General features: G+C 53.1%; 24 protein-coding genes and 1 pseudogene. 20 read left to right on the top strand and 5 right to left on the bottom strand.

The window, feature by feature from the left end; all coding sequences use genetic code 11:
• Positions 1-317 precede the first annotated feature (317 nt).
• Genes RX717_RS05085 through RX717_RS05070 form a run of 4 tightly spaced genes read left to right on the top strand, consistent with a single transcriptional unit; the run spans position 318 to position 2,363 of the window.
• Positions 318-1,028, top strand: a complete 711-nt coding sequence (locus tag RX717_RS05085) for a tyrosine-type recombinase/integrase (protein ID WP_316960583.1) — start codon at positions 318-320, stop codon at positions 1,026-1,028.
• The gene (locus RX717_RS05080; protein ID WP_316960582.1) at positions 1,025-1,162 is read left to right on the top strand and encodes a hypothetical protein; all 138 of its coding nucleotides are present in this window, start codon (positions 1,025-1,027) and stop codon (positions 1,160-1,162) included. Before RX717_RS05085 ends, RX717_RS05080 begins: the two co-directional genes overlap by 4 nt.
• 7 nt (positions 1,163-1,169) lie before the next feature.
• On the top strand, positions 1,170-1,994 hold the full coding sequence (locus RX717_RS05075; protein WP_316960654.1) for a tyrosine-type recombinase/integrase: 825 nt from the start codon (positions 1,170-1,172) through the stop codon (positions 1,992-1,994).
• A 54-nt stretch (positions 1,995-2,048) separates the two neighbouring features.
• Positions 2,049-2,363 carry a DUF6809 family protein gene (locus RX717_RS05070; protein ID WP_316960581.1) on the top strand — a complete coding sequence of 105 codons (315 nt, stop codon included), beginning with the start codon at positions 2,049-2,051 and terminating at the stop codon, positions 2,361-2,363.
• A gap of 57 nt (positions 2,364-2,420) precedes the next feature.
• Here the strand turns inward: RX717_RS05070 and RX717_RS05065 are convergent, their stop codons facing one another.
• Positions 2,421-3,083 (bottom strand): anti-sigma factor family protein, encoded by a 663-nt coding sequence (locus RX717_RS05065; RefSeq protein ID WP_316960580.1) that lies wholly within the window; start codon positions 3,081-3,083, stop codon positions 2,421-2,423.
• Entirely contained in the window at positions 3,080-3,550 is a 471-nt protein-coding gene (locus tag RX717_RS05060; RefSeq protein WP_316960579.1) for an RNA polymerase sigma factor, read from the bottom strand. Before RX717_RS05060 ends, RX717_RS05065 begins: the two co-directional genes overlap by 4 nt.
• Positions 3,551-3,846: 296 nt before the next feature.
• Between RX717_RS05060 and RX717_RS05055 the strand changes: the two genes are divergently transcribed.
• The gene (locus RX717_RS05055; RefSeq protein WP_316960578.1) at positions 3,847-6,828 is read left to right on the top strand and encodes a DUF4268 domain-containing protein; all 2,982 of its coding nucleotides are present in this window, start codon (positions 3,847-3,849) and stop codon (positions 6,826-6,828) included.
• Between the two features lie 209 nt (positions 6,829-7,037).
• On the opposite strand, the gene RX717_RS05050 is transcribed toward RX717_RS05055, so the two are convergent.
• The 3 genes from RX717_RS05050 to RX717_RS05040 are packed head-to-tail and all read right to left on the bottom strand — an operon-like array spanning position 7,038 to position 11,362.
• Positions 7,038-10,370, bottom strand: a complete 3,333-nt coding sequence (locus RX717_RS05050) for a type I restriction endonuclease subunit R (protein ID WP_316960577.1) — start codon at positions 10,368-10,370, stop codon at positions 7,038-7,040.
• 46 nt (positions 10,371-10,416) lie between these two features.
• On the bottom strand, positions 10,417-11,181 hold the full coding sequence (locus RX717_RS05045; RefSeq protein WP_316960576.1) for a nucleotide-binding protein: 765 nt from the start codon (positions 11,179-11,181) through the stop codon (positions 10,417-10,419).
• A gap of 1 nt (position 11,182) precedes the next feature.
• Positions 11,183-11,362, bottom strand: a complete 180-nt coding sequence (locus tag RX717_RS05040) for a restriction endonuclease subunit S (RefSeq protein ID WP_316960575.1) — start codon at positions 11,360-11,362, stop codon at positions 11,183-11,185.
• Positions 11,363-11,565: 203 nt separating this feature from the next.
• On the opposite strand from RX717_RS05040, the gene RX717_RS05035 reads away from it, so the two are divergent.
• The 15 genes and pseudogenes from RX717_RS05035 to RX717_RS04965 all read left to right on the top strand — a co-directional run bounded on the left by RX717_RS05035 (position 11,566) and on the right by RX717_RS04965 (position 26,494).
• A complete protein-coding gene (locus RX717_RS05035; RefSeq protein ID WP_107630794.1) occupies positions 11,566-12,945 on the top strand; it encodes a ParB/RepB/Spo0J family partition protein in 1,380 nt (459 codons plus the stop codon).
• 308 nt (positions 12,946-13,253) lie between these two features.
• Positions 13,254-13,610 (top strand): DUF7768 domain-containing protein, encoded by a 357-nt coding sequence (locus RX717_RS05030; protein ID WP_178105371.1) that lies wholly within the window; start codon positions 13,254-13,256, stop codon positions 13,608-13,610.
• On the top strand, positions 13,597-14,682 hold the full coding sequence (locus RX717_RS05025; RefSeq protein ID WP_107630796.1) for a DNA cytosine methyltransferase: 1,086 nt from the start codon (positions 13,597-13,599) through the stop codon (positions 14,680-14,682). Before RX717_RS05030 ends, RX717_RS05025 begins: the two co-directional genes overlap by 14 nt.
• Positions 14,683-14,686: 4 nt before the next feature.
• Positions 14,687-15,400 (top strand): antirestriction protein ArdA, encoded by a 714-nt coding sequence (locus tag RX717_RS05020; protein WP_107630797.1) that lies wholly within the window; start codon positions 14,687-14,689, stop codon positions 15,398-15,400.
• A gap of 14 nt (positions 15,401-15,414) precedes the next feature.
• Positions 15,415-16,464, top strand: a complete 1,050-nt coding sequence (locus RX717_RS05015; protein ID WP_107630798.1) for a hypothetical protein — start codon at positions 15,415-15,417, stop codon at positions 16,462-16,464.
• A 91-nt stretch (positions 16,465-16,555) separates the two neighbouring features.
• Entirely contained in the window at positions 16,556-17,026 is a 471-nt protein-coding gene (locus RX717_RS05010; protein ID WP_007887898.1) for a PcfB family protein, read from the top strand.
• Entirely contained in the window at positions 17,023-18,846 is a 1,824-nt protein-coding gene (locus tag RX717_RS05005; protein WP_316960574.1) for a VirD4-like conjugal transfer protein, CD1115 family, read from the top strand. The genes RX717_RS05010 and RX717_RS05005 overlap by 4 nt, the downstream gene beginning before the upstream one ends.
• A gap of 89 nt (positions 18,847-18,935) precedes the next feature.
• Positions 18,936-19,151: a Maff2 family mobile element protein gene (locus tag RX717_RS05000; RefSeq protein WP_016306504.1), complete on the top strand. Its 216-nt coding sequence runs from the start codon at positions 18,936-18,938 to the stop codon at positions 19,149-19,151.
• Positions 19,152-19,192: 41 nt separating this feature from the next.
• Positions 19,193-20,059, top strand: coding sequence for a VirB6/TrbL-like conjugal transfer protein, CD1112 family (locus RX717_RS04995; RefSeq protein WP_107630813.1), 867 nt, complete (start codon positions 19,193-19,195; stop codon positions 20,057-20,059).
• Positions 20,060-20,100: 41 nt separating this feature from the next.
• The gene (locus RX717_RS04990) at positions 20,101-20,640 is read left to right on the top strand and encodes an MT-A70 family methyltransferase (RefSeq protein ID WP_023042361.1); all 540 of its coding nucleotides are present in this window, start codon (positions 20,101-20,103) and stop codon (positions 20,638-20,640) included.
• Positions 20,641-20,682: 42 nt separating this feature from the next.
• Positions 20,683-21,105, top strand: a complete 423-nt coding sequence (locus RX717_RS04985; protein ID WP_009901638.1) for a SpoVG family protein — start codon at positions 20,683-20,685, stop codon at positions 21,103-21,105.
• Positions 21,106-21,147: 42 nt separating this feature from the next.
• Positions 21,148-21,768: a DUF7007 domain-containing protein gene (locus RX717_RS04980; protein WP_407923216.1), complete on the top strand. Its 621-nt coding sequence runs from the start codon at positions 21,148-21,150 to the stop codon at positions 21,766-21,768.
• Positions 21,769-21,812: 44 nt separating this feature from the next.
• Positions 21,813-22,199, top strand: coding sequence for a PrgI family protein (locus RX717_RS04975; protein ID WP_023042364.1), 387 nt, complete (start codon positions 21,813-21,815; stop codon positions 22,197-22,199).
• The gene (locus RX717_RS04970; RefSeq protein WP_407923217.1) at positions 22,117-24,546 is read left to right on the top strand and encodes a VirB4-like conjugal transfer ATPase, CD1110 family; all 2,430 of its coding nucleotides are present in this window, start codon (positions 22,117-22,119) and stop codon (positions 24,544-24,546) included. Before RX717_RS04975 ends, RX717_RS04970 begins: the two co-directional genes overlap by 83 nt.
• Before the next feature lie 279 nt (positions 24,547-24,825).
• Positions 24,826-26,494, top strand: a pseudogene (locus tag RX717_RS04965) (CD1108 family mobile element protein).
• Positions 26,495-26,512 lie beyond the last annotated feature (18 nt).

Here is a 26,512-nt window from a genome sequence, read left to right as displayed (position 1 = left end):
GGGAATAAGAAGAAATGGTATCCAGAACTTACGCAGAAAATGACACTGGTTGCGGGACGTTTGCCCGCTTTCGGGGAGATTTAGCGGGTGAAGTTGCGGCGGCTGTTGGTTGGAATGGGAGAAACAAAGAATATAGCCCTTCCCGCCAGCAGTCTGAGCACAGCCCGCTCCACACAAATCAACGGCTGTCTCCCCAAAGTTATTTCATTCTACCATGCCGCCGTACAAAAGACAACAGAGGCTTACGCAAGGCGATAAAGTAATGGCTATTTCTCTCTTTCTGTGGTATTGTTCGCTTGCCGAAAGGAGGCGAAGATATGCAGAACAAAAACAATTACACGGTAGGCCAATGGTGCGACCGCTGGTTCTGCGAGAACCAGGGCAGATGGAGCGGCAGCACCTTGGGCGGATACCGCAACCTGATCTACCACCACATCCTCCCCGGAATCGGGGACATCCCGCTGGCGGAGCTGTCAGAAGGTGTCGTCACCGGTTTCTATGGCAGTTTGCGGAGCCAGGGACTCAGCGCCAGAAGCGTCTGGTGTGTCCATCTGCTCCTGCGGCGCTGCATGGATGAAGCGGCCCGCGACCAGCGCATTCCCTACAACCCGGTGCGGCTCTGCCGGGAACCAAAGACAGAGGAATATAAGACTACCCCCCTGCGCCTGGGGCAGCTTCAGCGGTACCTGAACGCGGCGGAACAACTGGGTGTGCTCCCTCTCATCTACACAGGACTCTCCAGCGGCCTGCGGCAATGTGAACTCATCACCTTGTCGTGGGCCGATTTTCATATCCGCTGCCGATATATTCTCAAGGGACAGCGGCTACTGACCCTTAATAGCAAGGCGGAGCATCTTCTGGAACATATACCTGAAACCGGCTGCTATGTGTTCCTCAACCCCAAGACCGAAGCGCCGTATCAACTCCACGAGTTCTACTACCTGCACAAGCGGATTCTGAAACAAGCGGGGCTTCCATGGATGGCCTTCCGGAATCTGCAGCGCCAGTGTATGGAGGTGGGGATATGACACTGAAAGAGTATATCCTCTACTGGCAGGAGGTCTATGACAAGAACCAGAGCAGGCCGACTACCTATGCGGCCCATAGTTACATTTTCAAGAACCATATCCTCCCCGGACTGGGGAGAGATCCCGCTCTCTGAATTGACGGTGGAGCAGGTCGGAGATTTTCTGGAGGAACGAAAGCGCTTTGGCGGTCACCGTCCGGAAAGCCCCGAATACCCAGGGCTGGGTGAACATACCATGCGGCACATCCACCGCCTGCTCCAGCAATGTCTGGACCAGGCGATACGGGATGGCTTGATGGCGGACAACCCCGCCCGCGCATTTCACTATCCAAAGCCCAAGAAGGTCAGCGCCAATGTGCTGACGGCATCAGAAGTGGAGGACTATCTGGACGCGGCAGAGCGGCTGGGTCACCTCCCCATGTTCCTGCTGGCGCTGACAGCAGGACTTCGGCAAGGCGAACTGATTGCCCTGAAGTGGAGCGACCTGGACACGAAGGAGTGGACGCTGACCATCACTGAGAAACGCTCGGTGGAACGGCGGGAGCTGGTGGAGTACGAAGGCGGCACCAGGATCGTCAGTCTGACCCCGGAAGCGGTTGAACTTCTGCGCCTGGAACATGCCAAACACCCAGGAAGTCCGCTCATGTTCATGCACCCGGCCACCCAGAGGCCCTACTCACCCCAGATGGTGCGCCGGCTGCACAATGAGATCATCAGAGAGGCCGGGCTGGATCACATTCGGTTTGCAGATCTCCGGCACACCTGCGCCGTCATGTCGCTGCAGAATGGGATGGGCACGAAAGAGGTTTCTCACATGCTGGGCCACTTCAGAACCGCAATGACCTGGCAGAACTATGCCCCCTACCTGGCCTGCCCAACTGCCAAGGACGAGACCAAACCCACCGAAACGTCTCGGGAGGAGCTGCGGCAAGCGGCAGACATTCTGGATAATCTCCTGAAATTTTAATGGATATTCTGCGGAAGATGTGGTATATGTTTGTGTCACAAGGAGGCGATGACGATGGAAAACAAACTGCTCAAAGAGCTGTATGATTACTTTTATGTACGCCCGGAGCTTGACGAACAGGAGAACGAAGTGGAGGAGTGCCACAAAGCGTTGATCGCAGCTTTAGAAAAACCGGAGCGAAAACTTGTGCTGCGAATCATCGACGCCCAAAACTATATTACAGAACAGACCTCCCTCGACAGTTTTATTGCCGGCTTTGAACTGGCGTGGAGGCTCTCAATCGAACTGCAAAATGACGAAAACGAGCGAGCATTCTCCTGTCGGACCAGGAGAACGGGCGCTCGTTGTGTATGGGAAGATGAAATATAAAATGAGCCTGGGCAGCCTTCGAAAAAGCTGCCCAGGCATTCTGCTTGTAGGCTTGGTTCAGCGTTCCCACAGAAGGACCGCATCCGCCACGGCCTGCTCAAATTCGGCCTGTGCCAGACCAGGGAGTTCCAGATAATCTCCCACTAAATAGTAAACCGCATCTACCTGCCGATCCACCTGATAGGTGGCTGTCTCAAAGTCGGTCAGCAGCCCGTTGCCAATGCACAAATGTCCCTCACGGTCCGGCATCACATCCGAGCGAAGGGTACGGTCAAAATAGAGGAAAACAGCATTCCGTCCGTCCACCTCCCGGCTGAAGCCGTGGAAAGAATCGTAGCTCCCGCCGTGATAGTAGAGGTCGATCACCTCATCCACCGCAAGTTCTGCCGTCACTAGACCGTCCGTATAGGATACCGGCTGCGGAACATCGGCCGCACCCGCCAAAACAATGGAGAAGATCAGCATGACTGCCACAGCAAGCAGGACTGCCCGCCGGCGTCCACGGGAAAACTTTTTCTTCACTCCCTGCAGAACGCGGGCTTCCGTTTCCGACTCAGGAGAGAGCGATGGAACGGGAGCCTCCTCATTCATTTCCGCCAAAAAGGCGCGGCACCCCTCGCATTGTGCCACATGGGCTTCAATCTCCTGCTTGCTGGCCTCGCTGCACAACCCGTCGCAGTACATGGGCAGCAGGTCGCGGATGATCTCACATTTCATCATAATCCCTCCTTGATTTTCTGTTTCGCACGGTAATAAGTCACTCTGGCCCAGTTTTCAGATTTGTCGAACAATTCGCCGATCTGCGTATAGGGCAGTTCCGCAAAGACCCGCAGGGTAAACACCTCCCGATATGGCTCTGGCAGAGCATGGAGTCGCTGATGGATCTGGCGAGCGTTTTCCTGGATGAGCAGATCCTCTTCTACATTCTGAGGGGAAGGCATCTGCTCCAGGGCCTCATTTCCGGCCTGCCGTTTTGCCTTTCTCAAGTAGGAGAGCCAACAGTTCTTCCCAATTTGGCACAGCCATACGGACAGCCGGCATTTTCCTTGAAAGGAGGCGCTGTGTTCAATGGCACGACAGAAGGTCTCCTGGGCCAATTCCTCTGCCAGCGCCTGGTTTCCGCAGAGTCCTGTCAGATAGCGGTACACCACGGGGAACTGCTCCTTGTACAGCTGATCGAAATCCATCCACACCACCTCGCTTTCTGCCTATATGACGCACATCAATGCGGGTTATTACAAAATTGGTACTGCCTTTTTATTTTCTGGAGAGAACAACTTTGTCGCTCGTTTTTGAAATAGTGAGTGATGAAAAGCAAATGATAACCGCACCGCTTGGGAATAGAATGAAATCTGAGGATGTGCTGGTAGATACTTTTCTGATAATATGCTATACTTCTAAATGAAATTTTACAACGAAAGACCTGTCAGCAGAAAGAGGGTGATATTTCATGAAGGGTTCAGAGACGAGGATGACCTCATTCATGGAAGGTGCGGACAAACGGTATGTGATCCCGGTCTATCAGCGGAAGTATGACTGGAGACAGGAGAACTGCCGCCAACTCTATGAGGACCTCAAGAAGGTCATACAGGCTGGCCGATCCAGCCATTTCTTCGGGAGCATTGTCTCATCGGTAGTCCCCAGCGGGAGCAAAATTGAGTATCACATCATAGACGGACAGCAGCGCCTGACCACCGTCTCGCTGTTGCTCCTGGCTATCAGCAATCTGATCGCAAAGGGAAAACTGACATCCTGGGAGGCGCGGCTGGATGAGCAGATCAGCCACCGCTTTCTCATTGCACCCTGGGCCGGCGAGGACGACAAGATCAAGCTTTGTCCCGTCAAGAGTGACCGGGAGGCCCTTGCCAGATTGTTCGGCCCGGAGGAGGACTATGACCGCACCTCCAACCTGACCCTCAACTATTTGTTTTTCCGGGATATTCTGCTGAAGGAAGAGGTTGCCGTTGATGAGATGTATGCCGCCATTGGCAAACTGGAGATCATCAGCATTACGCTGGAACCGGACGACAATGCCCAGTTGATCTTTGAAAGCCTGAACTCCACCGGCCTGGCTCTGGCGGAAGGGGATAAGATCCGCAATTACATCCTCATGGGCCTTCCGCCCAAAGAGCAGAGCAAATACTACACCGAGTACTGGGAGAAAATCGAGAAATGCACCCGGAATGATGTCAGCGCTTTTGTTCGGGACTATCTCAGTATCAAACAGCAGATGACTCCCAATGTCAACACGATCTACCAGGCGTTCAAGCGATATGTGGAGGGAATTCAGCTGCCCATTGAGGCACTGCTGGAGGACCTTTTGAAGTATGCACGGCTCTTTGAAAAGCTTCTGACTTGTAAAAGCGGGCTGGGGGAGAAACGGCTGGATAACTGCCTGTACCGCATGGCCCGCCTGGAGATCACAGTGACCCGCCCCTTCCTGATGGAGGTGTTGCGGCTGAACCAGGATGGCAAACTCTCCGTAGAAACGGTGCGGGATGTTTTCGAGATCACGGAGAACTACCTTTTCCGGCGGAACATCTGTGAAGTTCCCACCAATGCGTTGAACAAGGTGTTCTTGACGCTGAATAAGGAGATCCTGCGCTACGACAATACTGCCGATAACTATGTAGATAAATGCATCTATGCTCTGCGGGCCAAGCGGGAGAGCGGGCGCTTCCCGGATGACCGTGAATTTTCTGATGCCCTGGCGGTTAAGCAGGTCTATTTGATGCGGGGCAAATACAAAGCGTATCTGTTTGAACGGTTTGAGAACTTTGGTACCGTGGAGACCAAGGATGTCTACGCCCATTTAGACAACAATGAGTACAGCATTGAGCACATCATACCTCAGCACCTGACGCCGGCCTGGACAGAGGAACTAGGACCCAATGCATCGGAGATCCATGCGACATGGCTGCACCGCCTGGCCAACCTGACCCTGACCGGTTACAACCCCAATCTCAGCAATAAGAGTTTCCAGGAAAAGCGGGACGAGAAGAAGGGGTATAAAGACAGCGGTTTGCGGATGAACCAGAAGATCGGCCAGAAGGAGGCCTGGGGCCTGCCGGAGCTGGAAGAACGAAGCAGCGAGATGGTTGCCCGGGCTCTCCAGATCTGGCCCTGCCCGCAGACGGACTTCAAGCCGGCGGAAAAGGAGTTTGATTCCTGCACTCTGGATGATGAGGATGTGGATCTCACCGGCCGGGAGATCGTGAAATACAGCCTACTGAATATGGAGCAGCCCGCAGCCAGTTGGACAGACATGTTTGAACATGTGGTGAAGTTCCTGCACCAGAAAGATAAGTCTGTCCTTTCAGCTTTGGCGTGCAGCACGGACCAGGGGACGGATCTTGCTGCGTATGTCTCTGGTACAGGAAGCGAGCTGCGCAGTGCATTGCAAATTGACGACACGGTTTATTTCGAGAAGAACACCAGCACAGCGCTGAAACTGTCGATTCTGCGGCGGCTATTTGCCCTTTATGATGTGGACCCCATGGAGTTGGTGTTTTACCTGAAAGATCCAGACAGCGAAAAAGCGGCGGAGGCCAGTCGGTTTGAACTTCGCAGGCGGTACTGGACTTATGCCCTGCCGCTCATTCAGAAGCAGCATATGCACCGGGGCAGTTTCAGCAATGTCAGCCCCGGCACATCCAATACCGTGGCCGGATTCTTTGGCATCAGCGGATGCTCAGTGCAGTGTATCGCCAATTATGACGGAGCACGGATCGACTTCTATTTGGGCAGCAGCGATGCCGCATGGAATAAGAGCTCCTTTGATCTGCTGTACAGCCATAAGGCCGAGATCGAGGAAGAACTGGGAATCTCCCTGAATTGGGTACGGGCCGACCAGTATAAGGCGTCCTGGATTTCTTATGAACTGAAAGATGTGAGTATTACGGATGAGGGGGACTGGCCCCGTATGGCAAAGTTCCATGCGGAGTGGAGTGATGCCGTCTGTAATGCGGTCCTCCCTTATTTGCAGAACACGGGTGAACTGGAGCAGCGCCTTTCTGAGATTGCCGGTATCCTGCGGGAGTGGACAGTAAGCCGGCCGGAAGCAAAGGAAAATCTGGCGAAATGTAACCGTACCCTAACCCGCTTTACAACGGATCAGATGTCGGAAATCTTTCCGGACCTTCCCTGTGCTCCCAGCGGCTGGGGCACGGAGAACCATTACTTTTACGAAATCGTCAACCGCACGGGTGATAAGATATATATTCAACTGGCTCTTAGTTCCAAGAATGCAACAGAAGAGTTTTTGGAGATCTGCCACCGTGTCAGCGCCTTGCCCATTGTCCGCCCCAGAAAGGACGGATGGAAGTGGTGGACGATTTTCCGTACGGAGAGCATGAGCATCAGTGAGTCCGTTGATAAAGAGGAGATTTTTGAAAAACTGGACTTGTGCATGGGAACGGTGAGAGCCTTTGAGGAAGAGTTGAAACAGGCTCTGGCCGAACTATAACTGGTTATCTCAAAAACGACCCCGGAAGAAGAGTATAAACCTTCTTCCGGGGTTTGTTTTGTGTTGTACTTTGTTTGAGACGATTGAGTAGAATCCGGTACTTGGTTAGGAAACCGTTTGTCGGAAACTACCCCCTCTTTTAATTTGTAAGGATATTCTAATCAATGATAATATAATGCAGAAATGCTCGTTAAGCGAAAGCCCCGAGTTTACAAATTATTTTCCTCAAAATTTTCGACTTGTTCCATAACTTTACGGAAGACCTCGGGACTATACTGTGGGGGATATCCGTTTTTAATTAAGCAAACTTTGATATCAAATTTCAACTGATCCCGGACAATCTGATTGTTGAGCCAATCAGCAAACGAAGATTTTACTTCTATAATTTCTTTAATTTTTTGGGCCAACGATTTGCATTTTTCGTTTACAGATACGCCATCAACCATTTTGTCGGTACCGTATTCAAAGTTGTATTGATCACGCAGAGCCATCAATATATCATAGAAGGCTTTTTCTTCAAATGTAAGCCCAACCTTTCGGAAACTCTCCCTGTCGGCATGCATCTCTCTGAGAATCTGTAAAGCCTGTTCCGTCGCATTTCTAATAATCTCTTCAGAGGTCTCTTCCTGTGCAACTCCAGCCTCTTCTGTGGTAAGATGTTTCCGCCGTTCATGGTATTGTTTTATGGTTTCCTCCAGCATTTCTTGGAATTTTTTCGCTGCCATCTGGTTCGTTTTGCTGTACTCCGAGATTTGCTTGCGCAGCATTTTTACCAGCAGCTCCAGCTTGGACGCCGGCATTTTGACATCAGACAACTTTTCAAAGTACTCGGGACTGAAAAGGTCCTCTTGTTCGCCGTTTTCCAAAATACTCTCAACCTGGTTGTATTTTAGTGCCTCTTCGACCATTTTCGCTACATGGCGATTTATAGTGTCAGTGTCAACTTCGCTGGTGCCGCTCATCTTACGGACAAAGCCTGCAATAGCCATAAAGCATTGTGCAAGGGAGGACTCTTTTTCACTAAGTTCGCCGGAAGGCTGGCAAATGTCATACGCGGAGCGCATTCTTTTCACAGTTTTAAGAAAATATGTTTTAAACGAAACTTTCTTTGTACTTTTCCCGCCGTTACTCTCTGTACTCAGCTCCTCTGTGGAAACAAAAATATACTCTGCCGCTTTAGCCAGCAGCCTATACCGCTCCGCAGGATCACCATCCGGGTCAAGGAAAGGAGCCAAGTCATATCCGGAAAAGAGGTCTTTCAGAATCAAAAGCCCTTCTCTAAATACACCGGTAGCCTGATCCACATCATCTGCCGTAGGAGCCACAGAACTATCTCCTCCATATAGCTTCATGGCCTGGCGCATATTATCCCGGATACCAATATAATCTATAATTAAACCATACTCTTTTCCAGAATACTTTCTGTTTACACGGCTGATTGTCTGAATCAACAGGTGTTTTTTCAGCGGCTTGTCATTGTACATATAGGTGAGCGACGGAACATCAAATCCTGTAATCCACATATCTACAACGATTGCAATATGGAAGTTTGACTTTTCCTGCTTGAATGCAGCGTCAAGTTCCTCTGAGCGCTTCCCGTTTTTCACGCCTCCGAGATATTGATACATATCCGCCTGGTCGTTGCTGCCCACACTGGCCACCATTGCCATGAATGGCATCGGTTTCAACTCGCGCAGTTCTTCTTCTGATACATCCATGCCGTCCGGGAATTTCTTTTCCACAAACCACTCCGGATATCTCTCCTGAAACTTTCTCAGCAATTCATAGGCAATAGGTCGACTGGAACACACCACCATTGCTTTCTGTACCCTATCTGGGTCATTGGCGCAGGAAGACACATAATGGTCATGGATATCTACGGCAAGACGCTCCAAGCGTGAAGGTTCACCCAGAATGACTTCCATGGAGCTCATGGCCTTTTTGCTGGCCTCAATATCCTCGGCCGTCGCGCCGTCATCGGCGCATTTCTTGTAATAATCCTCAATGAGCTTGACTTTTTCCTGATCCAGCAGAACCTTCGCAATACGCGGATGATATTTAATAGACACGGTCAAGCCGTCGGCAACAGCCTGATCCATCGTGTAGCGGTCAATCTCGTCACCAAATGTTTGGTAGGTTTCTGCGATTGGTGTACCAGTAAAGCCCACAAAGGTAGCTTGTGGAAAGGCTTCTTTCAGTACTTTTGCGTAGGGCTTCGAGACCATGGCTTTCATGTTCTCGTCCGCATCTTTGCTGAATTGAATCTTTCTGGAGTGCTCCAGCTGCGTTCTGTGGGCCTCATCCGAAAAGCAGATGATATTTGCCCGGTCATTGATGAGACCGATTTTGTCGTCCTCTCTGTCACAAAATTTCTGGATGGTACAGATGTAAAAACCGCCGCTTTGGCGTGCGCCAAGTTCTTCCCGCAACACTTTGCGGCTCGGCACGACACTGACTTCACCCAGGTTCAAAAACTCTGTGCTCTTTGTGAATAGTTTGGCTCCTTGTTTCTGAAGTTCTTCTCGGTCGACGATCATCACAATGGTGGGCGATCCAATCTGCGGGACATCCGTGCAGCGGAGGGCAAGCTGCCTGGCCAGGAATGCCATGGTATAGGTCTTGCCACATCCGGTAGCACCAAAATAGGTTCCGCCCTTACCACTTTTTCCTATCACAGATTTAATGATGCTCTGTTTTAACAGACGCGTTGCAAAAAACTGCGGATACCGGCAGACGATTTCCCGCTCATCGCCGTCATATTCGCTGTCCTGAAAATAGATGTAATCACGGAAGATTTCCAGAAATCTTTCCGGAGCGTATACGCCTTTTATCATGGTTTCCATTTCTTCAAAAGGAAGTGTGGATACCTTGTCGCCGTCGTTCACCCGACGCCAGGCGTAGAAATGCTCATAAGGGGTACGAACTGTGCCAAGCCGTGTTTTAACGCCATCGGAGATACAGGCCAAGGGACAATAATGCAGAAGATGAGGAATATCTCGCCAATAGCGAATGTTGATCTGCTCCCATGCGTCATAAATTGTGGCATTTGTATCTGCCGGATTTTTCAACTCGATCACACACAGCGGCATTCCGTTGACAAAAAGAAGAATATCTGGCCGGCGGTTTTCTGTTTGCCCGTTGTTTGTATACTCCACGGTGAACTGATTGACTGCCCGGAAAATGTTATTTTCCGGATGCTCAAAATCAATCAGGGGCACCATTCTGGGCAAACCATTTTGAGGTGTGAACTGGATGCCGTTTACCATCCAACCGTACACCTTGTGCAGTGTGGCAAAATCGCTCTCTGCACCGGCCAGTCGGACTGTGTCGATGATCTGCCGAACCTCGTCCGGAGTCAGATCCGGATTGGTATTGCTTAAAAACTGTTCCAAATCATCCGTATAGAGCACGTCTCGCCGGGAAGCGCGGGGAATGCTACCGCCAGAGAGATATTGCCAGCCTTCTCTTTCTAAAAAACTCAGGAAGGCATTTTCATAATCTGACTCGCAATAGCGGCCATTATATTCTTTTAATTTTGCCATTATTTTGCCTCCGATATTACAAGCACCCTGATTTGGTTTTGCAAATTTAGAATAGTTTGTTGAAGTCTATGGTATAGCCCATGGCCTTCAGCTCTTTAAGTAAGTCGACTTTCCAGTTTTCTGTATTCGTATATACAACGCCTGACAGATCTGACGGCATTTCTATTCCATCATCTGCCAAAACGACAACATGATCTCTACCAAGTTTACCCATAAAATAGCCTGTTTCCAACACGACATTTTGTCTTGCGCGAGTATTGTCTATCGGTTCATTTTTTGCTCTACCAATATCATCAGCAGTAAACAAACAGATTGCACCGCCTACATCGCTGTAATTTTCAAATTTTTCTATAATGGTACGACCTCTGTTTGCCTGTTCAGATAGAATAACCGCCTCAATTTTTTGCTTTTCGATAACCCGAGCAACGGATTCTTTCAACGCACCGTCATGGCCATGGACGATAAAAACCCTGTCGAACTTAAAATGATTTTCAGCGGCATTAGCGGCATTTTTTAAGTCAATGCTATCTTCACCCATTTCTTCCAAATAAGTTTGAAATATTAATTTTGTCGCAACGAGCCCATCTTTACATTTTCTTGCAACTTCGGAATCTGTAGCATATACAGAAGGCATAAATTTTGTTTCTTTTAATTTAGCATATTCAAAACTTTTAGCTCCAAATCTCTTAATTAAAAATCGTTCTGCCTCAGAAAACCATGCTTGAAATGCTGGTGTTGATGGTTTAACCGAATGATTAATTAACACAGTGGCTTCTGAAATAAGCCACTCTAATTTTTCATAATCTGTCATTTTACTTTTCTCCCTCCAACGACCCTCGAATCAGAATCGGACAAATGTTTTTAACCTGACCTTTTAACTGTTCATTGATTCGTTTCCGAGTGATATACGCAGTGTAGATATCTGAAATTGCCTTCTGCACCTCAATATCAGGAATGGGTATCAAATAGTTCGCCAAATTATCATAGTTCAAGAATTCATACGCGCTTCCTTGCAACGGTGTACAAAGGGAACATAATAAAAAACTTAATAATGGACTGCCAATCTTACGCAAAGTACCGCCCAAACGAGACTACGGGCGGTATTTTTGTATCATGGCGGAGAAAGGAGGAACTTCCCACGGGGGCTTGACTGAAAAGTTGAGCCCCTTTTTTCATGCCAAAAAACAGGAGGTAAATGCTTATGGCAGATGATAAAACCACAAAAACGCCGGAACAGCCGGTAACGGATACCGGACCGGGCAAAGAAACACCGCCTACTCCCCCAAAAGAGCCGGAGAAGGTTTCCGTTTCCCCGGAGCCGGAAAAAAAGACGGAACCGGAGGTAAAGAACCCGCAGGTTTCCGTCTATAACTTCGCTGAAATTATGAAGGAAAAGAAGGTCGAGGAACGGGCGGCAGCTCCCAGCGGGGAAAAGCCTGTCCCGGCAAAAACGGAAAAACCGGAAAAGCAGCCGGAGGCTCCGAAGAAAGAGGAGGAAAAACCCAAAGAGCCGGAACAGCCGAAGCGCCGGGGCCGTCCCCCGAAGGCAGATAAGGACAAGGACGCAGCCCCGAAGCCCAAAGCTCCCGCACAGAAACCGGAAAAGGCGGTCAAAAAGGAACCGGAGAAAAAAACGGCTCCAACGGTGCAGACTGCTCCCACTCCGAAGGAACCCGAAAAGCCGAAGGATGCACCACGCCGGGGCAAGGAGCAGATCGTCTATATCAAGCTGAACGAGCTCTACGCCTTCAAGAACCATCCCTTTGAAGTCCGGGATGATGAAGAAATGCGGGCTATGGTGTCCAGCGTTAAGGACAAGGGCGTGACCCAGCCCGCTATTGTTCGTCCCCGTGAGGATGGCGGCTATGAGATCGTGTCCGGCCACCGCCGCCAGAAAGCCAGTGAGCTTGCCGGATATGCGGATATGCCCTGTATCGTCCGAAACCTGACAGACGATGAAGCCATCACCCAGATGGTCGAGGACAATCTGAACCAGCGTGAAGAAATCCTCCCCAGTGAGCGGGCCAAAGCCTTGAAAATGCAGCTTGAAGCTATCAAGCACCAGGGCTCCCGCACTTCGGGCCAGATTGACCCGAAGGACGCTGGCAAACGCTCCAACGAGATCGTGGCCGAGCGCAATAAGATGGCGGTCAAGCAGGTGCAGCGGTATATCCGTCTCAATGAGCTGGTTCCCGACCTGATGAAGTTGATGGATGAAAAAAAGCTGGGCTTTACTACGGCGGTGGAGCTTTCCTATGTCAGCAAAAAGAACCAGAACTATATCGCCGTTGCCATTGACAGCCAGCAGTCCTCTCCTTCGCAGGCGCAGGCAAAGCGTATGCGTGAGCTGGACGAAAAGAAGCTGCTCAACGGGGATGTGATTGACGGCATTATGATGGAGGACAAAAAGGAGGTAGACAAAGTGATTTTGACAGGTGCGGAACTGAGCAAGTATTTCGGCAAGGAAACTACGCCGAGGGAAATGAAGGACCAGATTATCAAGCTGCTGGACGACTGGAAGGGCCAGCAGAAGGAACACGAAAAGCCGGAGAAGAAAAACGAACAGGAAAAGTAAGCCGAAACCTCGGGTCAACGTGGCCCGAGGATTGCGGGGCTCTGCCCCGCGCCCCGAAGCTCTGGAGATATAAATTATTCCCCGTCGCCAGTTATTCCGTAGCATAGCCGGGAAAATCAGTCAAGGGCAGCGCCGCCGCAGGCGGTGCCAGAGGCACCCTTGACGGATTTCTCCCGGTTATGCTTTTTCCCGATCAAGCGACGGGGATATAAATTCTCCAGAGCCGTTCCCCTTCCCGGGGAAGGGGCGGAGGGATTGGGCGATACCTTGCTTTTCCCTAAACCAAAACAGAAATGGAGGCTCAACCAATGAAACGACCTTTAGCGTACCTGACCGCCGCATGGAGCGGCGAGCCGGATGTTGATATGGAGCTGGCGGCCCACTACTGCCGCCTTGCTTATGAGGCGGGCTTTTCCCCAATCTGCCCGCTCTTGTATCTGCCGTTGTTTTTGAATGACAGCGTTCCCGAGGAACACAAGGCCGGGATTGATATGCGCCGGGATATGCTGCGGCGCTCCCATACCCTGATCGTCTGCGGCAGCGTTGTGGACGAGGATGTAAAAAACGATATTGCGGTTGCCGGGCGGCTGGGCATTGCGGCGACAACGCTGGAAGGGGTGCTTGCCGTGAAGGGACACGGCACCCCGGGCTATGCCGGACATTAAGCTGGGGAGCCTTTTTGACGGGATCGGCGTGTTCCCTCTGGCTGCTTCTCGGTGCGGTATCCGTCCGGTATGGGCCAGCGAGATTGAAAAAGCGCCCATCTCCATAACCAAAAGGCACTTTCCCGATATGGCGCATTTGGGAGATATTACGAAGGTGGACGGCGGGAAAATCCCGCCGGTCCATGTGATAACCTTCGGCTCTCCCTGTCAGAACCTTTCTCTGATCGGCAACCGCTCCGGCCTTGCCGGGGCAAAATCAAGCCTGTTCTATCAGGCGTTTCGTATCATACAGGAAATGAGGGATGCTACTGATAACCTATATCCAGCTATCGCTGTTTGGGAAAACGTCATGGGAGCGTTTTCTACAAATGACCGGATGGACTTTAGAGCCGTCCTATCCGCCTTCTCGGACACCGAAGTTCCAATGCCTCCTTCGGGAAGATGGGGAAACGCCGGAATGGTGCGAGGGGGAACGCCTGATGTGTGCTGGCGGCTCATGGACGCCCAGTATTGGGCAGGCTCCCGAAGGCTGGCACGAAGGCAGCGGATTTTCGTCGTGGCGGATTTTGGAGGCAGACGTGCCGCAGACATACTATTTAAGCCCCGTCCAATGCTCCCACTTCCTCCGCCTTGCGGAGAGGGCGGGCGGGCCGCCGCCGAAGGAGATCGAACAGCTTCTTTTGAAACAGGGCGGCAGATACCAGTCATCCACCCCTTTCAGTGCTTCCGTATGCGGGGAGCGGCAAAAAGGCAGGAAGAAACGGCCTTCCGAAACAGCTTCGGATTACCAACTGACCCTTTTCCCACTCTTTTAGCCAGTGATGTAACGCCCTTTGCCTTCTGGCATGAGGGCGACCCGGAGGGCGGCTGTATCCGTTTTCTGACGGAAACAGAAAGTGAACGGCTGATGGGGCTGCCGGAGGGCTGGACAAAGTACGGGGCGGACGGCATGGAGATCCGGCCTCTGCAACGCTACAAGGCGCTGGGAAATGCGATTGCCCTCCCTTGTGCCGATTACATTATGGCCGGGATCTATGAGGTGCTGGCTGACCGGGCCGGAAAGGAGGAATGAGCCCATGTTTGAAGCCTATATAACCAATACAGCCCTATACCCCTTAATGGGAATCGAGGTAGGGACAACGGTACATTTCCCCATGACGACACAGGAGTTGCAGGCCGCCCTTGCCAAAATCGGGATAGACGGGAAGCGGTACAGCGAAGTGTTCTTTACCAGCTTTGACAGTGATGTGCTGGGGCTCTACGATCATCTCTACGAATGTGAGAACATCGACGAGCTGAACGAGCTGGGCCACGCCCTGCTGGAAGTACGGGATAAGGGCGGACTGGAAACCTTTGAAGCCGCTCTTGTCTTAGGAAACCACACAAGGAGCGTGAAGGATTTGATAAACCTGACGCAGAACCTTGACCTTTACCGCTTTTACCCGGATATTTCCGATGATGAAGGGCTGGGCCATCTTTACGCCGACGAGCTGGGGACCATCGACATACCGGAGCACATTCAGAACTACTTCGATTATGAAGCATACGGACGGGATGTGCGTATCAACGAGGGCGGCGTATTCGCTCCCGGTGGGTATGTGTCGGTAGTCCCGGAGGGCTTCAAGGAGTATTATCACGGGCCGCAGGACATCCCGCCGGAACACCGGATATTTGCCTATCCTGAAAAGGCCGAGCCTGTCCACTCCATTCTCGCCGCACTCAAACGGTTTCAAGAAGCCCTGCCCGCTCCGAAAAAGGACAAGGCGGGGCCTTCCCATGAAGAACGGTAGGACTTCGGGCCAGCATGGCCCGAAGCATGAAGGAGGTGCATACCATCAACTATTACCCTATCAATGAAGGGGCCGCCCGTCGGGCAAAGGAAATGAACAGCTTTTCCGATTACAAGGAAGGGAGCGCAACGGCGGAATACCGGGCAATGGTGGACAAGGCCGCCGCCATAGCGGAACAGCAGAAATCCCGGGCGGACCCCATGTACCATGAGAAGATCGACCATCTGCTGGACACCTACGCCCGCAAGCTGGCCGAAAACATGAACCAGGGCTTTGCCATTGACGCAAGGGTTCCCTCTGTGATGATCGCCGGACCTGCCAATTTCCCGGTGGGAAAAAAGGAAAAGCAAAACCGGGCTCGGGACAGCAACATGGAGGAATGGCGGTATATTCAAGGGCTTCTGGATAAGATACGCAGTACCGGCATGGGTGGGATCAGCGCCGATGACCCGGCGGCCATTGAAAAGCTCCAGAAGAAGCTGGACGGGCTGGAACGCTCCCAGCTCATTATGAAGGAGGTCAACGCCTATTACCGCAAGCATGGCAAGCTGGACGGCTGTGCGCTGCTGTCGCCGGATCAGATCGAAAAGCTGAAAGCAAGCATGGCGTCAAGCTGGCGGAGCGATCCGAGGCCCTTTGAAGGCTACCAGCTTACCAACAACAATGCGGAAATCCGCCGGGTAAAGACCCGTATCGAACAGCTTTCCAAACAGGCACAGCAGGAATTTTCCGGCTGGGAGTTCGATGGGGGCCGTGTGGAAATGAACCGGGAGGACAACCGCTTGCAGGTGTTCTTTGATGGAAAGCCTGACGCTGACACCCGGGCCGAGCTGAAAAGCAGCGGCTTTCGCTGGGCTCCCAGCGTGGGCGCATGGCAGAGGCAGCTCACGGACAACGCCATCCGGGCGGCTGACCGTTTGGAATGTATCAAGCCGCTGTCCGGCGAAAAGCCCTCCCAGCTTCAAAAGAAGCCCTCTATCTTGCAGACCATGCGGGAACAGGGCAAAAAAGTCCAGACGGAGCCGGAAAAGAAAGCACCGTCCGGCAGGGATGCCGAGCGGTAAGCCTCGGGCCACATTGGCCCGGGGTTTTCTGTTCCCCGAGATTGTACGGGGGCCTCCCGGATAGCGGGAACCCCGACGGAAAGGAGGTTTTATGCAGGAAGAAGTAAACCAAAAAACGGTTGCCCTTTCGATCAGGACAACGAAGCTCACGGGAAAAGTGCTGGCTGCCGCTCTTGGAAAGGTGGCGCGGGCGGTGCAAAAGCACCATCGGAAGGCGCTGACCCCGCAGGGACGCCAGAGCGTAAAAAAGCTGATGAACCACTATGGCGGCAAAAGCGCCATGCCCTATGTGGGAGCTCCAAAGGATTTTGACCGGATCGCGAAGGAGTTCCATGTGGACTACGCTTTCCATAAAGTGAGCCCCGGTCATTACCTGCTGTTTTTCAAAGCCAATCAGGCGGACGCTATCACGGCGGCCTTCCAGAAGTACAGCGCAAAGGTGCTGAATAAAGAGCAGGACAAGGCTTCCATCCTCGGTCAGCTTCGGAAATTCACGGAGCAGATCAGGACACAGGCAAAGGAAAAGCAGCGGACCAGAGAGGCGGTGAAGGACGGACGTTGAGTGACAAGATCAGAAAATATGTGCTCCCAAACCTGCCGTACCTCTTTGTGTTCTGGTTCTTCTCCAAAATCGGGACGGCCTACCGGATCGCCCCCGGCACAGACTTCGGGACAAAGCTCATGGGGATGCTCGACACCTTCCCCAAAGCCTTTGAAACCTACTGGCCGGGGCTGGGAGGTATTGACCTGCTGGTGGGCCTTGCCGGTGCGGCTGGGATGTATCTGCTGATACAGTCAAAGATCAGGCAGGCGAAAAAATTCCGGCGGGATGCGGAGTACGGCACCGCCCGCTTTGGAACAAAGGAGGATATAAAGCCGTTTGTTGACCCTAAATTTCAGAACAATGTCATTCTGACCGGGACGGAGTTCCTTACCATGAACACCCGTCCGAAGATACCCGCCAATGCCCGGAACCTAAACGCCTGCGTCATCGGCTCGTCAGGTTCGGGCAAGACAAGGTTCTGGCTGACTCCGCAGCTCCTTCAAGCCCATTCCTCGTATGTGGTGGTAGACCCGAAGGGCGGCACCCTCGACCAGTGCGGGCGGTTTCTGCAACGGGAGAAATACAGGGTGCGGGTGTTCAACAGTATCGACTTTTCAAAATCCATGCACTACAATCCGCTGGCCTATATCAAGACAGAAAGCGATGTTTTGAAATTTGTTACCGCCCTGATCGCCAACACCAAAGGCGACGGCAAGGAGGGCGACGAGTTCTGGACCAAAGCCGAAACCCTTTTGTACTGCGCCCTTGTGGCTTACATCGTGTTTGAGGGGCCGGAGGAAGAACGCAACATGAATACGCTGGTGGAAATGATAAACAGCATGGAAGTCCGGGAGGATGACGAAACCTTCAAAAACGCGGTGGACTATATGTTTGACGGGCTGGAACGCCGCAGCCCCCAGCACTTCGCCGTGAGGCAGTATAAGAAATACAAGCTCGCCAGCGGCAAGACAGCCAAAAGCATTTTGATTTCCTGCGGTGCAAGGCTGGCTCCCTTTGACATTCCACAGCTCCGGGAGATCATGTCCTATGACGAGCTGGAGCTTGATAAGCTGGGGGACGAAAAATCGGCGCTGTTCTTTCTTATCAGCGACACGGACACCACCTACAACTTTTTGGTTGCCCTCGCTTTTTCGCAGATGTTCAACCTTCTGTGTGAACGGGCTGACAACACCTATGGCGGGCGTCTGCCCTACCATGTGCGGGTGCTGTGGGACGAGGCTGCCAACACCGGGCAGGTGCCGGGGCTGGAAAAGATCGTGGCCGTCATCCGCTCCCGTGAGATCAGCCTGACGCTCTTTTATCAGGCTATGAGCCAGTGCAAGGCGCTGTACAAAGACCATTCCGAAACCGTCATGGGCAACATGGACAGTATCGTATTCCTCGGAGGCCGGGAGGCTTCCACCCTAAAGGATATTTCGGAAAACTGGCTGGGCAAGGCCACCATCTCTATGCAGACCGAGGGCCGAAGCCGTGGACAGTCTGAAAGTTACAGCCAGAATATGCAGCGGCTTGGCCGGGAACTGATGACCACCAGCGAGATCACCACCATGCCCGGGGATAAATGTATCTTGCAGCTTCGGGGGCTCCCGCCCTTCCTGTCCCCGAAGTATGACTTGAAAAAGCACCCGAATTACAAGTACACAGCCGAATTTGATAAAAAGAAAAACGCCTTCCGCTTGGAAAGCCTGTTCCGCCACCGGCCATTGAGACTAAAGCCGGAGGACGAATACACGGTGTACGAAGTGGACGGCTCCGACACGGACGAAGAAGCTGACCTGTTGAATTTCGATGATCTGGACAGCGACGAGTTTGTGTAACTTCGGGCCATGATGACCCGAAGCGCCGCCGATGTAGGCGGCTTTTTTTGTACCCAAAACCATCAAACAAACAAAATGGAGGAACGTATATGGAATTTTTCAATCAGGCAATCGACATTCTTAAAATTCTGGTCATGGCTCTTGGCGCTGGTCTGGCGGTATGGGGCGTCATCAACCTTCTGGAAGGTTACGGGTCGGACAACCCTGCGGCAAAATCACAGGGCATTAAGCAGCTCATGGCTGGCGGCGGTGTCGTTCTGATCGGCCTTCAGCTTATCCCTCTGCTGTCCGGCCTGTTCAGCTAAGTGTCACCCGTTGTCCCTTTTTCCAGAAAAGGAGCTGATGTATGGACTTTATCATCGACGCAATCGTTGAATGGCTGAAAGGTCTGCTCGTCGATGGTATTATGGGAAATCTGGACGGCCTTTTCGATAACGTCAATCAGAGCGTTGGCGAGATCGCCACACAGGTAGGCACGACCCCGGCGGACTGGAACGCCGGGGTCTTTTCCATGATACTACAGATCTCCGAAACTGCCATTCTGCCAATCGCCGGGGTCATCCTCACTTTTGTTATGACCTATGAACTGATACAGATGCTCATAGAACGCAACAACCTCCATGAAGTTGACACATGGATGTTTTTTAAGTGGGTGTTCAAAACCTTTGTGGCTGTGATGATCCTGACGAATACCTTCAATATCGTGCTGGCGGTCTTTGATGTGAGCCAGCATGTGATACAGCAGTCAGCGGGCATTATCCAGAACGGGACAGAGATCACGCCGGATGTGCTGGACAGTCTGCGGACAGAGCTTGAAGCGATGGAGTTAGGCCCTCTGTTCGGACTCTGGCTACAATCCTTCCTGATCCAGCTTACCATGATTGCCTTAAACATCGTGATCTTCGTCATCGTATATGGCCGTATGATTGAAATTTATTTACTCACAAGTTTAGCACCTATCCCGTTTGCCACAGTCCCCAACAGGGAAACCGGACACATGGGGCAGAACTATTTCCGCTCCCTCTTTGCGGTGGGCTTTCAAGGTCTGTTGATCTTAGTCTGTGTCGCCATCTATGCGGTGCTGATCCAGAGTATCGCCACCGACGGCGACCCCATCGGGGCGATCTGGGGCTGTGTGGGATATACGGTGCTGCTGTGTTTTACCTTATTCAAAACAGGCAGTCTTGCAAAATCCATCTTCGGCTGCCATTAAGAGACTTCGGGCCATGATGACCCGAAGCGGAAAGGAGGATCATGCCGAAAGAAAAATTTTCGATAATCTATGCAGATCCACCGTGGCGGTATGAGCAGAAAAACAGGCAGGGATCAGCAGAGCTTCATTATCCCACTATGAGTATTGAAGAAATCTGTTCCCTTCCAGTGGCCGACTTGGCTGCAAAAGACAGCGTTTTGTTTCTGTGGGCAACATTCCCACAACTGCCGGAAGCCTTAAAGGTCATTAAAGCATGGGGCTTTTCTTATCGTTCTGTGGCTTTTGTATGGATAAAGAGGAACCGGCGCTCCTACTCATGGTTTTACGGTCTGGGGTATTGGACCAGAGGCAATGCAGAAATTTGTCTTTTAGCAGTAAAAGGACATCCGAAGCGTAAGTCTGCCGGTGTTCATCAGCTTATTGTTTCCCCGATAGAGCGTCACAGTAAAAAGCCGGACGAGGCCAGGCGGAAAATTGTAGAACTGATGGGCGATATACCACGAGTGGAATTGTTCGCCAGAGAAAAAAAGCCCGGATGGGACGTGTGGGGAAACGAAGTTGAAAGCACTGTAAACTTGTAACAGCTTCGGGCCATGCTGACCCGAAGCGGAAAGGAGAAATCCATGCAGGAAAAAACTGCGGGCGGAACACCAGCCGCCCCTATAAAGCTGGATGTAAGCGTGCGGGTCATTGAACCTGTGAAAAACCTCATGGGCTTTGCCAGCGTGAAATTCAATGACTGCTTTGTGGTGGAAAATCTGAAAATCGTACAGGGCAGCAAGGGCCTCTTTCTTGGGATGCCCAGCCAGCCGGACGGCAAAGGCGGCTATCGGGATATGGCCTACCCTGTCACAAAGGAGTTCCGGGAACAGCTCAACACCGCTGTTCTGCAAGCCTATGAGGCAAAGCTGGAACAGATGGCGGAGCGCGGCTCTGTGGGGCGTGCGTCCATCAGCGACCAGCTCAAGGCCGGGAAAGCGGCTGCCGAACAGGCAAAGGCGGAACGGCCTCCGAAGGAAAAGCCCAGCCGTGGTGCAGAGCGTTGACCTCGGGCCATGCTGGCCCGAAGCAGAAAGGAGGCGGGAACCATGCCACGCAAACGGACGGGCTATGACGCGGCCTGCTATTACGACGGAAAACTGCTGGGCCGCTGTACCAAAGCGGACAGCGACGCCTATACCCTGTTGATGAACGCCTGCGGCGGGGAGGCCGCCCGTGTCCTTCGGGAATATGCCTATTTTTCCCCAGAACTGAAAGCCATCTTGGAAAAGGCGGCGCTCATGCAGGCGGACCGGAGCCGGACGGGCGGAATGTTCCATGCGCCGAAAAGCTCCCCGTGGGGCGAGGTGCAGAGCTGTGAAACCCTCTGTCCGGGGGTGTTTCTGGTATCTACCGCCAGCCACGGCGGAACGATGGTGGCAAATGAGGTAGCCGCCGTCCTCTCCCCAGCGGCCAAAAAGTGCGGTTTCAAGGATAAGGGCTATATCTGCTATGAGGAGGACGCACAGGAAAGTGTGGTGCTCCGGGAGCTGCTGGACAAAAAACTGTGGAACATCCCTGACCGCATTAAGGACAAAGAGCAGTTTGAAGAAAACCTCAATCAGTCCATCCGGCAGTATAACCCCGAATACTGGCGGGCAAGGCAGAGCGGACGAGAAGCCGTCGAAGCTGCCCGCAGTACAGCCCCAGCCAAAGAGGCCGCAAGATAACCTCGGGCCATGCTGGCCCGAAGCAGTAAAGGAGGTGTACCCAAATGGCCTATGTGCCAGTACCAAAAGACCTTTCCAAAATCAAGACAAAGCTGGCCTTCAATCTGACGAAGCGCCAGCTTGTTTGTTTTTCCGGCGCGGCGGCGGTGGGGCTCCCGGCCTACCTGTTTTCCCGTGGAAGTATCGGGAACAGCGCCGCCATGTTCCTGATGATCGGCCTCATGCTCCCGTTCTTCTTTCTGGCTATGTATGAACGGGACGGCCTGCCGCTGGAAAAAGTGCTGAAAAATATCATCCGCACCCGGTTCCTCTATCCCCGTGTGCGGCCTTACAAAACCGAAAACTTCTATGCGCTGCTTAGCGCCAGAAAGGAGGCGCAGCCGATTGCGAAACAACAGAAGGGCCGGAAAGCCCGCAGGCAGAAAGCCTGACAAAACGGGCCTTCTCGGCCTGTTCACAAAGGGAAAGGACATTCCCACCACCGCCCAGCAGACCCTCCCTTACCGTGAAATGTACCGGGACGGGGTGTGCCGGGTAGCGGACCGCTATTACACCAAAACCATTGAATACGAGGACATCAACTACCAGCTCGCACAGTCCGAAGATCAGGCAGCCATCTTTGACGGGTGGAGCGCCTGCCTCAACTACTTTGACAGCAGCCTTCCGTTCCAGCTTTCCTTCCTCAACCACCGGAGCCGCCCGGGCAGCCGGTACAGCGTGAACATCCCAATGCAGGATGACGATTACAACAGCGTCCGGTGTGAGTATGTGGAAATGCTGGAAAACCAGATCGCCAAAAGCAACAACGGCATTGTCCGCACAAAGCTCCTGACCTTCGGCGTGAACGTGGACGACCTTCCCACCGCCAGGGCAAGGCTGGAACGTGTAGAGGCGGACATTTGCGGGAACTTCAAAAAGCTGGGCGTCAAGTGCCGCTCCCTTTCGGGGCTGGAACGGTTGGAGCTTCTTCACGGGCAGCTCCACCCCGGCAGCGGCTCCCCCTTCCGGTTTTCATGGGATATGATCCCCAAAACCGGGCTTTCCACCAAAGACTTTATCGCCCCGGACAGCTTCGACTTCCGTTTCAGCCGTCTGTTCCGGGTGGGGACGACTTGGGGCGCCGCCTCCTACTTGCAGATTTTGGCCTCGGAGCTCTCGGACAAGCTGCTGGCGGAGCTTTTGGAAATGGATGCGGAAATGACCATCACCCTCCATATCCAGACCGTCGATCAGGCCGCCGCCGTAAAATCCATCAAGGCCAAAGTCTCCGACATTGACAAGATGAAGGTGGAGGAACAAAAGAAGGCAGCCCGGTCAGGGTACGACATGGACATACTTCCGCCCGACCTTGTAACGTACAGCAACGACGCAAAGACCCTTCTGGAAGATTTACAGAGCCGGAATGAAAGAATGTTCCTGCTGACCTTCCTTGTGGTAAACATGGCCCCGACCCGCCGGGAGCTGGACAATGACCTGTTCACGGTGTCGGGTATCGTCCAGAAATACAACTGCACCTTGAAGCGGCTGGACTTCCAGCAGGAGGACGGTTTTCTTTCCAGCCTTCCGCTGGGTCATAACGGCATTGAGATCAAGCGTGGCATGACGACCAGCTCCACGGCCATTTTCGTTCCCTTTATGACGCAGGAGCTCCGCATGGATGGCGAAGCCGTCTATTACGGGCTCAACGCACTTTCCCATAACGTCATCATGGCAAACCGGAAAAAGCTCAAAAACCCCAACGGCCTGTTCCTCGGCGTGCCGGGCTCCGGCAAATCCTTTGCCGCAAAGCGGGAGCTTGTGAACGTGTTCCTTGCCACCCGTGACCGGATCATTGTGGTGGACCCGATGGGCGAATACTCGCCCCTTATCAAGCGGCTGGGCGGACAGGTCATCGAGATCGCCCCGGACAGCCCCCACCACATCAATCCGATGGACATTGACCTGAGCTTTGACGAGGAAAACCCGATGGCGCTGAAAGCCGACTTTATCCTGTCGCTGATGGAGCTGATCGTCGGCGGCAAGGACGGCTTGCAGCCTGTGGAGCGTACCGTCATTGACCGCTGTGTACGCCAGATGTACCGGGAACACTTGCAGGACCCGGAAACAAGCAAAATGCCGACCCTCCAAACCCTGTATGACCTGCTCTGTTCCCAGCCGGAGGGCGAGGCGGTACGGCTGGCAACTGCCCTTGAAATCTATGTGTCGGGTTCCCTTAACGTGTTCAACCATGAAACCAATGTGGACCTGAACCGCCGTCTGGTATGCCTTGACTTAAAAAAGCTGGGTGCCGGGCTTCGGACGATTGCCATGCTCATTATGCAGGACTTGGTAAACTCGCAGGTGTCCATGAATTTCCTGCGCGGTATCGCTACATGGTGCTACTTCGACGAATTTCATGTGCTGCTCCGTGACCGTCTGACGGCAAGCTATTGTGTGGCGATCTGGAAAATGCTGCGAAAAAAAGGGTGCGTTCCCAGTGCTTTAACGCAGAACGTGAAGGATTTTCTGGCAAGCCCGGAGATCGAGAACATCTTTGAAAACTCGGACTTCCTTGTGCTTCTCTCGCAGGCACAGGGGGACCGGCAGATTTTAGCCAAACAGCTTGGGATCAGCCCCCATCAGCTTTCCTATGTGACCCATACCAATTCCGGCGAAGGGCTGCTGTTCTTCGGGAACACCACCATCCCGTTTGTTGACCGCTTCCCGCAGAACACAGAGCTGTACGCCATTATGACCACCCGCCCGGAGGACAAAAAACAGGAAATGAACCGGGCATAACACACTTCGGGCCATACTGGCCCGAGGTTTGGAAAGGAGGGATACATCATCGGAAAGAAACCGGACAAACGGAATTTTCAAAGGACGGGGCCGACGGAGGATACCGGGGGCAATCGCCCCGGACCGGCTGAACGGGAAAGACCTTCCCCCGCACCATCCCGACGTCTGCGGTTTGAGGACGAGGATACCGGACAGGACAGCCCTTCGGGCCATGATGGCCCGAAGTCCAAAAGCGGCAAGTTTCAAGAGGACAGCCGGAAAAGCCGTCCCTCTGACCGCATGAGGCAGGAAGATGAAGCGGGCAGGCCGCAGGATACCGGCAAGGCACAGGAGCCGGAGGGCTCCGCCGAGAAGGCCGGGAGCAAAAAGGACAAGTACCAGAAAGCACAGGCAAAAGCGGAACACGCCGGGGAAAAGCTGGGAAAGGCCCGGGAGAAACTGGACAAGACCGAGGCAAAACGGGCAGCGAAGAAGCCGCCGGGGCTTGCAAAAAAGGCAGTCCGGGGAGCCCGCACAGAAGCGTGGTTCTATGTCCACAACAAGATACACGAGGTTGAGCATGAAAATGTGGGTGTGGAAGGAGCCCATAAATCCGAGCTGGCCGCAGAGGCCGGAGCCCGGAAACTGACCCGCTATGCCAAACGCCGCTGGCGGGAACACCCAGCCCGGAAGGTGGCAAAGTGGGAACGGAAGGACATAAAAGCCCGGGCCAATGTGGATTTTCAAAAGATGGCCTCCGAGCACCCCGGAACTTGCCAGCAATCCGCTTTCCCGTGTGCAGCAGAAATGGAAACTGAAACGCCGGTATTCCAAAGAAGCAAAGGCGGCTGCAAAACAGGGCGCAAAGGCCGCAAAGAAAACCGCTGCCGCTTCGGGAACTGCGACCCGTCGGGCGGCGCAGTTTGTGACCCGTCATCCCGTGGCGGTGCTGGTCCTGCTCCTGCTGTTGCTGCTCTGTTTTCTTGTGTCGGCGGTAAGCTCTATCTTTCCCACGCTTGGCAGCGGCCTTGCCAATGCGTTATCCGGCACCTCCTACGCCTCGGAGGATACGGACCTGCTGGGCGTGGACGAGGACTACACGGCACTGGAAAACGAGCTGGCGCAGACGGTAGCGAACATCGAAAGCACCCATCCCGGCTATGACGAGTACCGCTATTCCGTGGACGAGATCGGCCATAACCCCTATGAGCTGGCATCCTATCTTTCGGCAAAGTACCATGTGTATTTCCGGGAACAGGTGCAGGACGAACTGCGGGAGATCTTCGAGGCACAGTATGAGCTGACCTTGACGGAGGAAGTCGAGATACGCTACCGCACCGAAACCAGCACCGACCCGGAGACCGGGGAAACCACCACCGAGGAAGTCCCCTATGAGTATTACATTCTCAATGTGACCCTCACAAACAAGACGCTGCCCGCCGTGATCCTGCCGAGGCTTAACGAACAGCAGCGGGAAATCTACACCGTTATGCAACAGCTCAAAGGCAACAAACCCTATCTGTGGGAAGGGATTTACAACGGCGGCGAAGATACCGGCCCCAGCTATGAGATACCCGGCGAGGCGCTGGATGACCCGGCTTTTGCGGCGCTCATGGAAGAAGCCACAAAGTACATCGGCTGGCCCTATGTGTGGGGCGGCTCCAGCCCGTCCACCTCCTTTGACTGTTCGGGCTTTGTCTGCTGGGTGTACACGGCCAGCGGCGTCCACAACCTGCCCCGTACCACGGCGCAGGGCATTTACAACCAGTGTGCTATCATTTCCCCCTCCGAGGCAAAGCCCGGCGATATTATCTTTTTCACGGGAACCTATGACAGCCCCGGCCCTGTGTCCCATGTGGGGATTTATGTGGGCGACGGGATGATGCTCCATTGTGGTTCGCCCATCCAATACGCAAACATCAATTCAAGCTACTGGCAGACACATTTCTATGCCTTCGGGCGTCTGTGAGCCAGAGGAAAGGAGTCC

This window comes from Intestinibacillus sp. NTUH-41-i26, assembly GCF_032769475.1.
Classification (GTDB): Bacteria; Bacillota; Clostridia; order Oscillospirales; family Butyricicoccaceae; genus Agathobaculum; species Agathobaculum ammoniilyticum.
Note: the sequence above shows the minus strand (reverse complement) of the source record. Positions and strands in the feature narration are given on the sequence as shown.

Coding starts and splice junctions, on each gene's coding strand:
- RX717_RS04985 (WP_009901638.1), top strand. CDS start 20,683: ATGCAGGAAAAAACTGCGGGCGGAACACCAGCCGCCCCTATAAAGCTG.
- RX717_RS05050 (WP_316960577.1), bottom strand. CDS start 10,370: ATGGCAAAATTAAAAGAATATAATGGCCGCTATTGCGAGTCAGATTAT.
- RX717_RS05020 (WP_107630797.1), top strand. CDS start 14,687: ATGTTTGAAGCCTATATAACCAATACAGCCCTATACCCCTTAATGGGA.
- RX717_RS05070 (WP_316960581.1), top strand. CDS start 2,049: ATGGAAAACAAACTGCTCAAAGAGCTGTATGATTACTTTTATGTACGC.
- RX717_RS05015 (WP_107630798.1), top strand. CDS start 15,415: ATGGCCCGAAGCATGAAGGAGGTGCATACCATCAACTATTACCCTATC.
- RX717_RS04980 (WP_407923216.1), top strand. CDS start 21,148: ATGCCACGCAAACGGACGGGCTATGACGCGGCCTGCTATTACGACGGA.
- RX717_RS04975 (WP_023042364.1), top strand. CDS start 21,813: ATGGCCTATGTGCCAGTACCAAAAGACCTTTCCAAAATCAAGACAAAG.
- RX717_RS05035 (WP_107630794.1), top strand. CDS start 11,566: ATGCTTATGGCAGATGATAAAACCACAAAAACGCCGGAACAGCCGGTA.
- RX717_RS05030 (WP_178105371.1), top strand. CDS start 13,254: ATGAAACGACCTTTAGCGTACCTGACCGCCGCATGGAGCGGCGAGCCG.
- RX717_RS05010 (WP_007887898.1), top strand. CDS start 16,556: ATGCAGGAAGAAGTAAACCAAAAAACGGTTGCCCTTTCGATCAGGACA.
- RX717_RS04990 (WP_023042361.1), top strand. CDS start 20,101: ATGCCGAAAGAAAAATTTTCGATAATCTATGCAGATCCACCGTGGCGG.
- RX717_RS05085 (WP_316960583.1), top strand. CDS start 318: ATGCAGAACAAAAACAATTACACGGTAGGCCAATGGTGCGACCGCTGG.
- RX717_RS05080 (WP_316960582.1), top strand. CDS start 1,025: ATGACACTGAAAGAGTATATCCTCTACTGGCAGGAGGTCTATGACAAG.
- RX717_RS05060 (WP_316960579.1), bottom strand. CDS start 3,550: ATGGATTTCGATCAGCTGTACAAGGAGCAGTTCCCCGTGGTGTACCGC.
- RX717_RS05045 (WP_316960576.1), bottom strand. CDS start 11,181: ATGACAGATTATGAAAAATTAGAGTGGCTTATTTCAGAAGCCACTGTG.
- RX717_RS05000 (WP_016306504.1), top strand. CDS start 18,936: ATGGAATTTTTCAATCAGGCAATCGACATTCTTAAAATTCTGGTCATG.
- RX717_RS05025 (WP_107630796.1), top strand. CDS start 13,597: ATGCCGGACATTAAGCTGGGGAGCCTTTTTGACGGGATCGGCGTGTTC.
- RX717_RS04970 (WP_407923217.1), top strand. CDS start 22,117: ATGCGCTGCTTAGCGCCAGAAAGGAGGCGCAGCCGATTGCGAAACAAC.
- RX717_RS05055 (WP_316960578.1), top strand. CDS start 3,847: ATGGAAGGTGCGGACAAACGGTATGTGATCCCGGTCTATCAGCGGAAG.
- RX717_RS04995 (WP_107630813.1), top strand. CDS start 19,193: ATGGACTTTATCATCGACGCAATCGTTGAATGGCTGAAAGGTCTGCTC.
- RX717_RS05065 (WP_316960580.1), bottom strand. CDS start 3,083: ATGATGAAATGTGAGATCATCCGCGACCTGCTGCCCATGTACTGCGAC.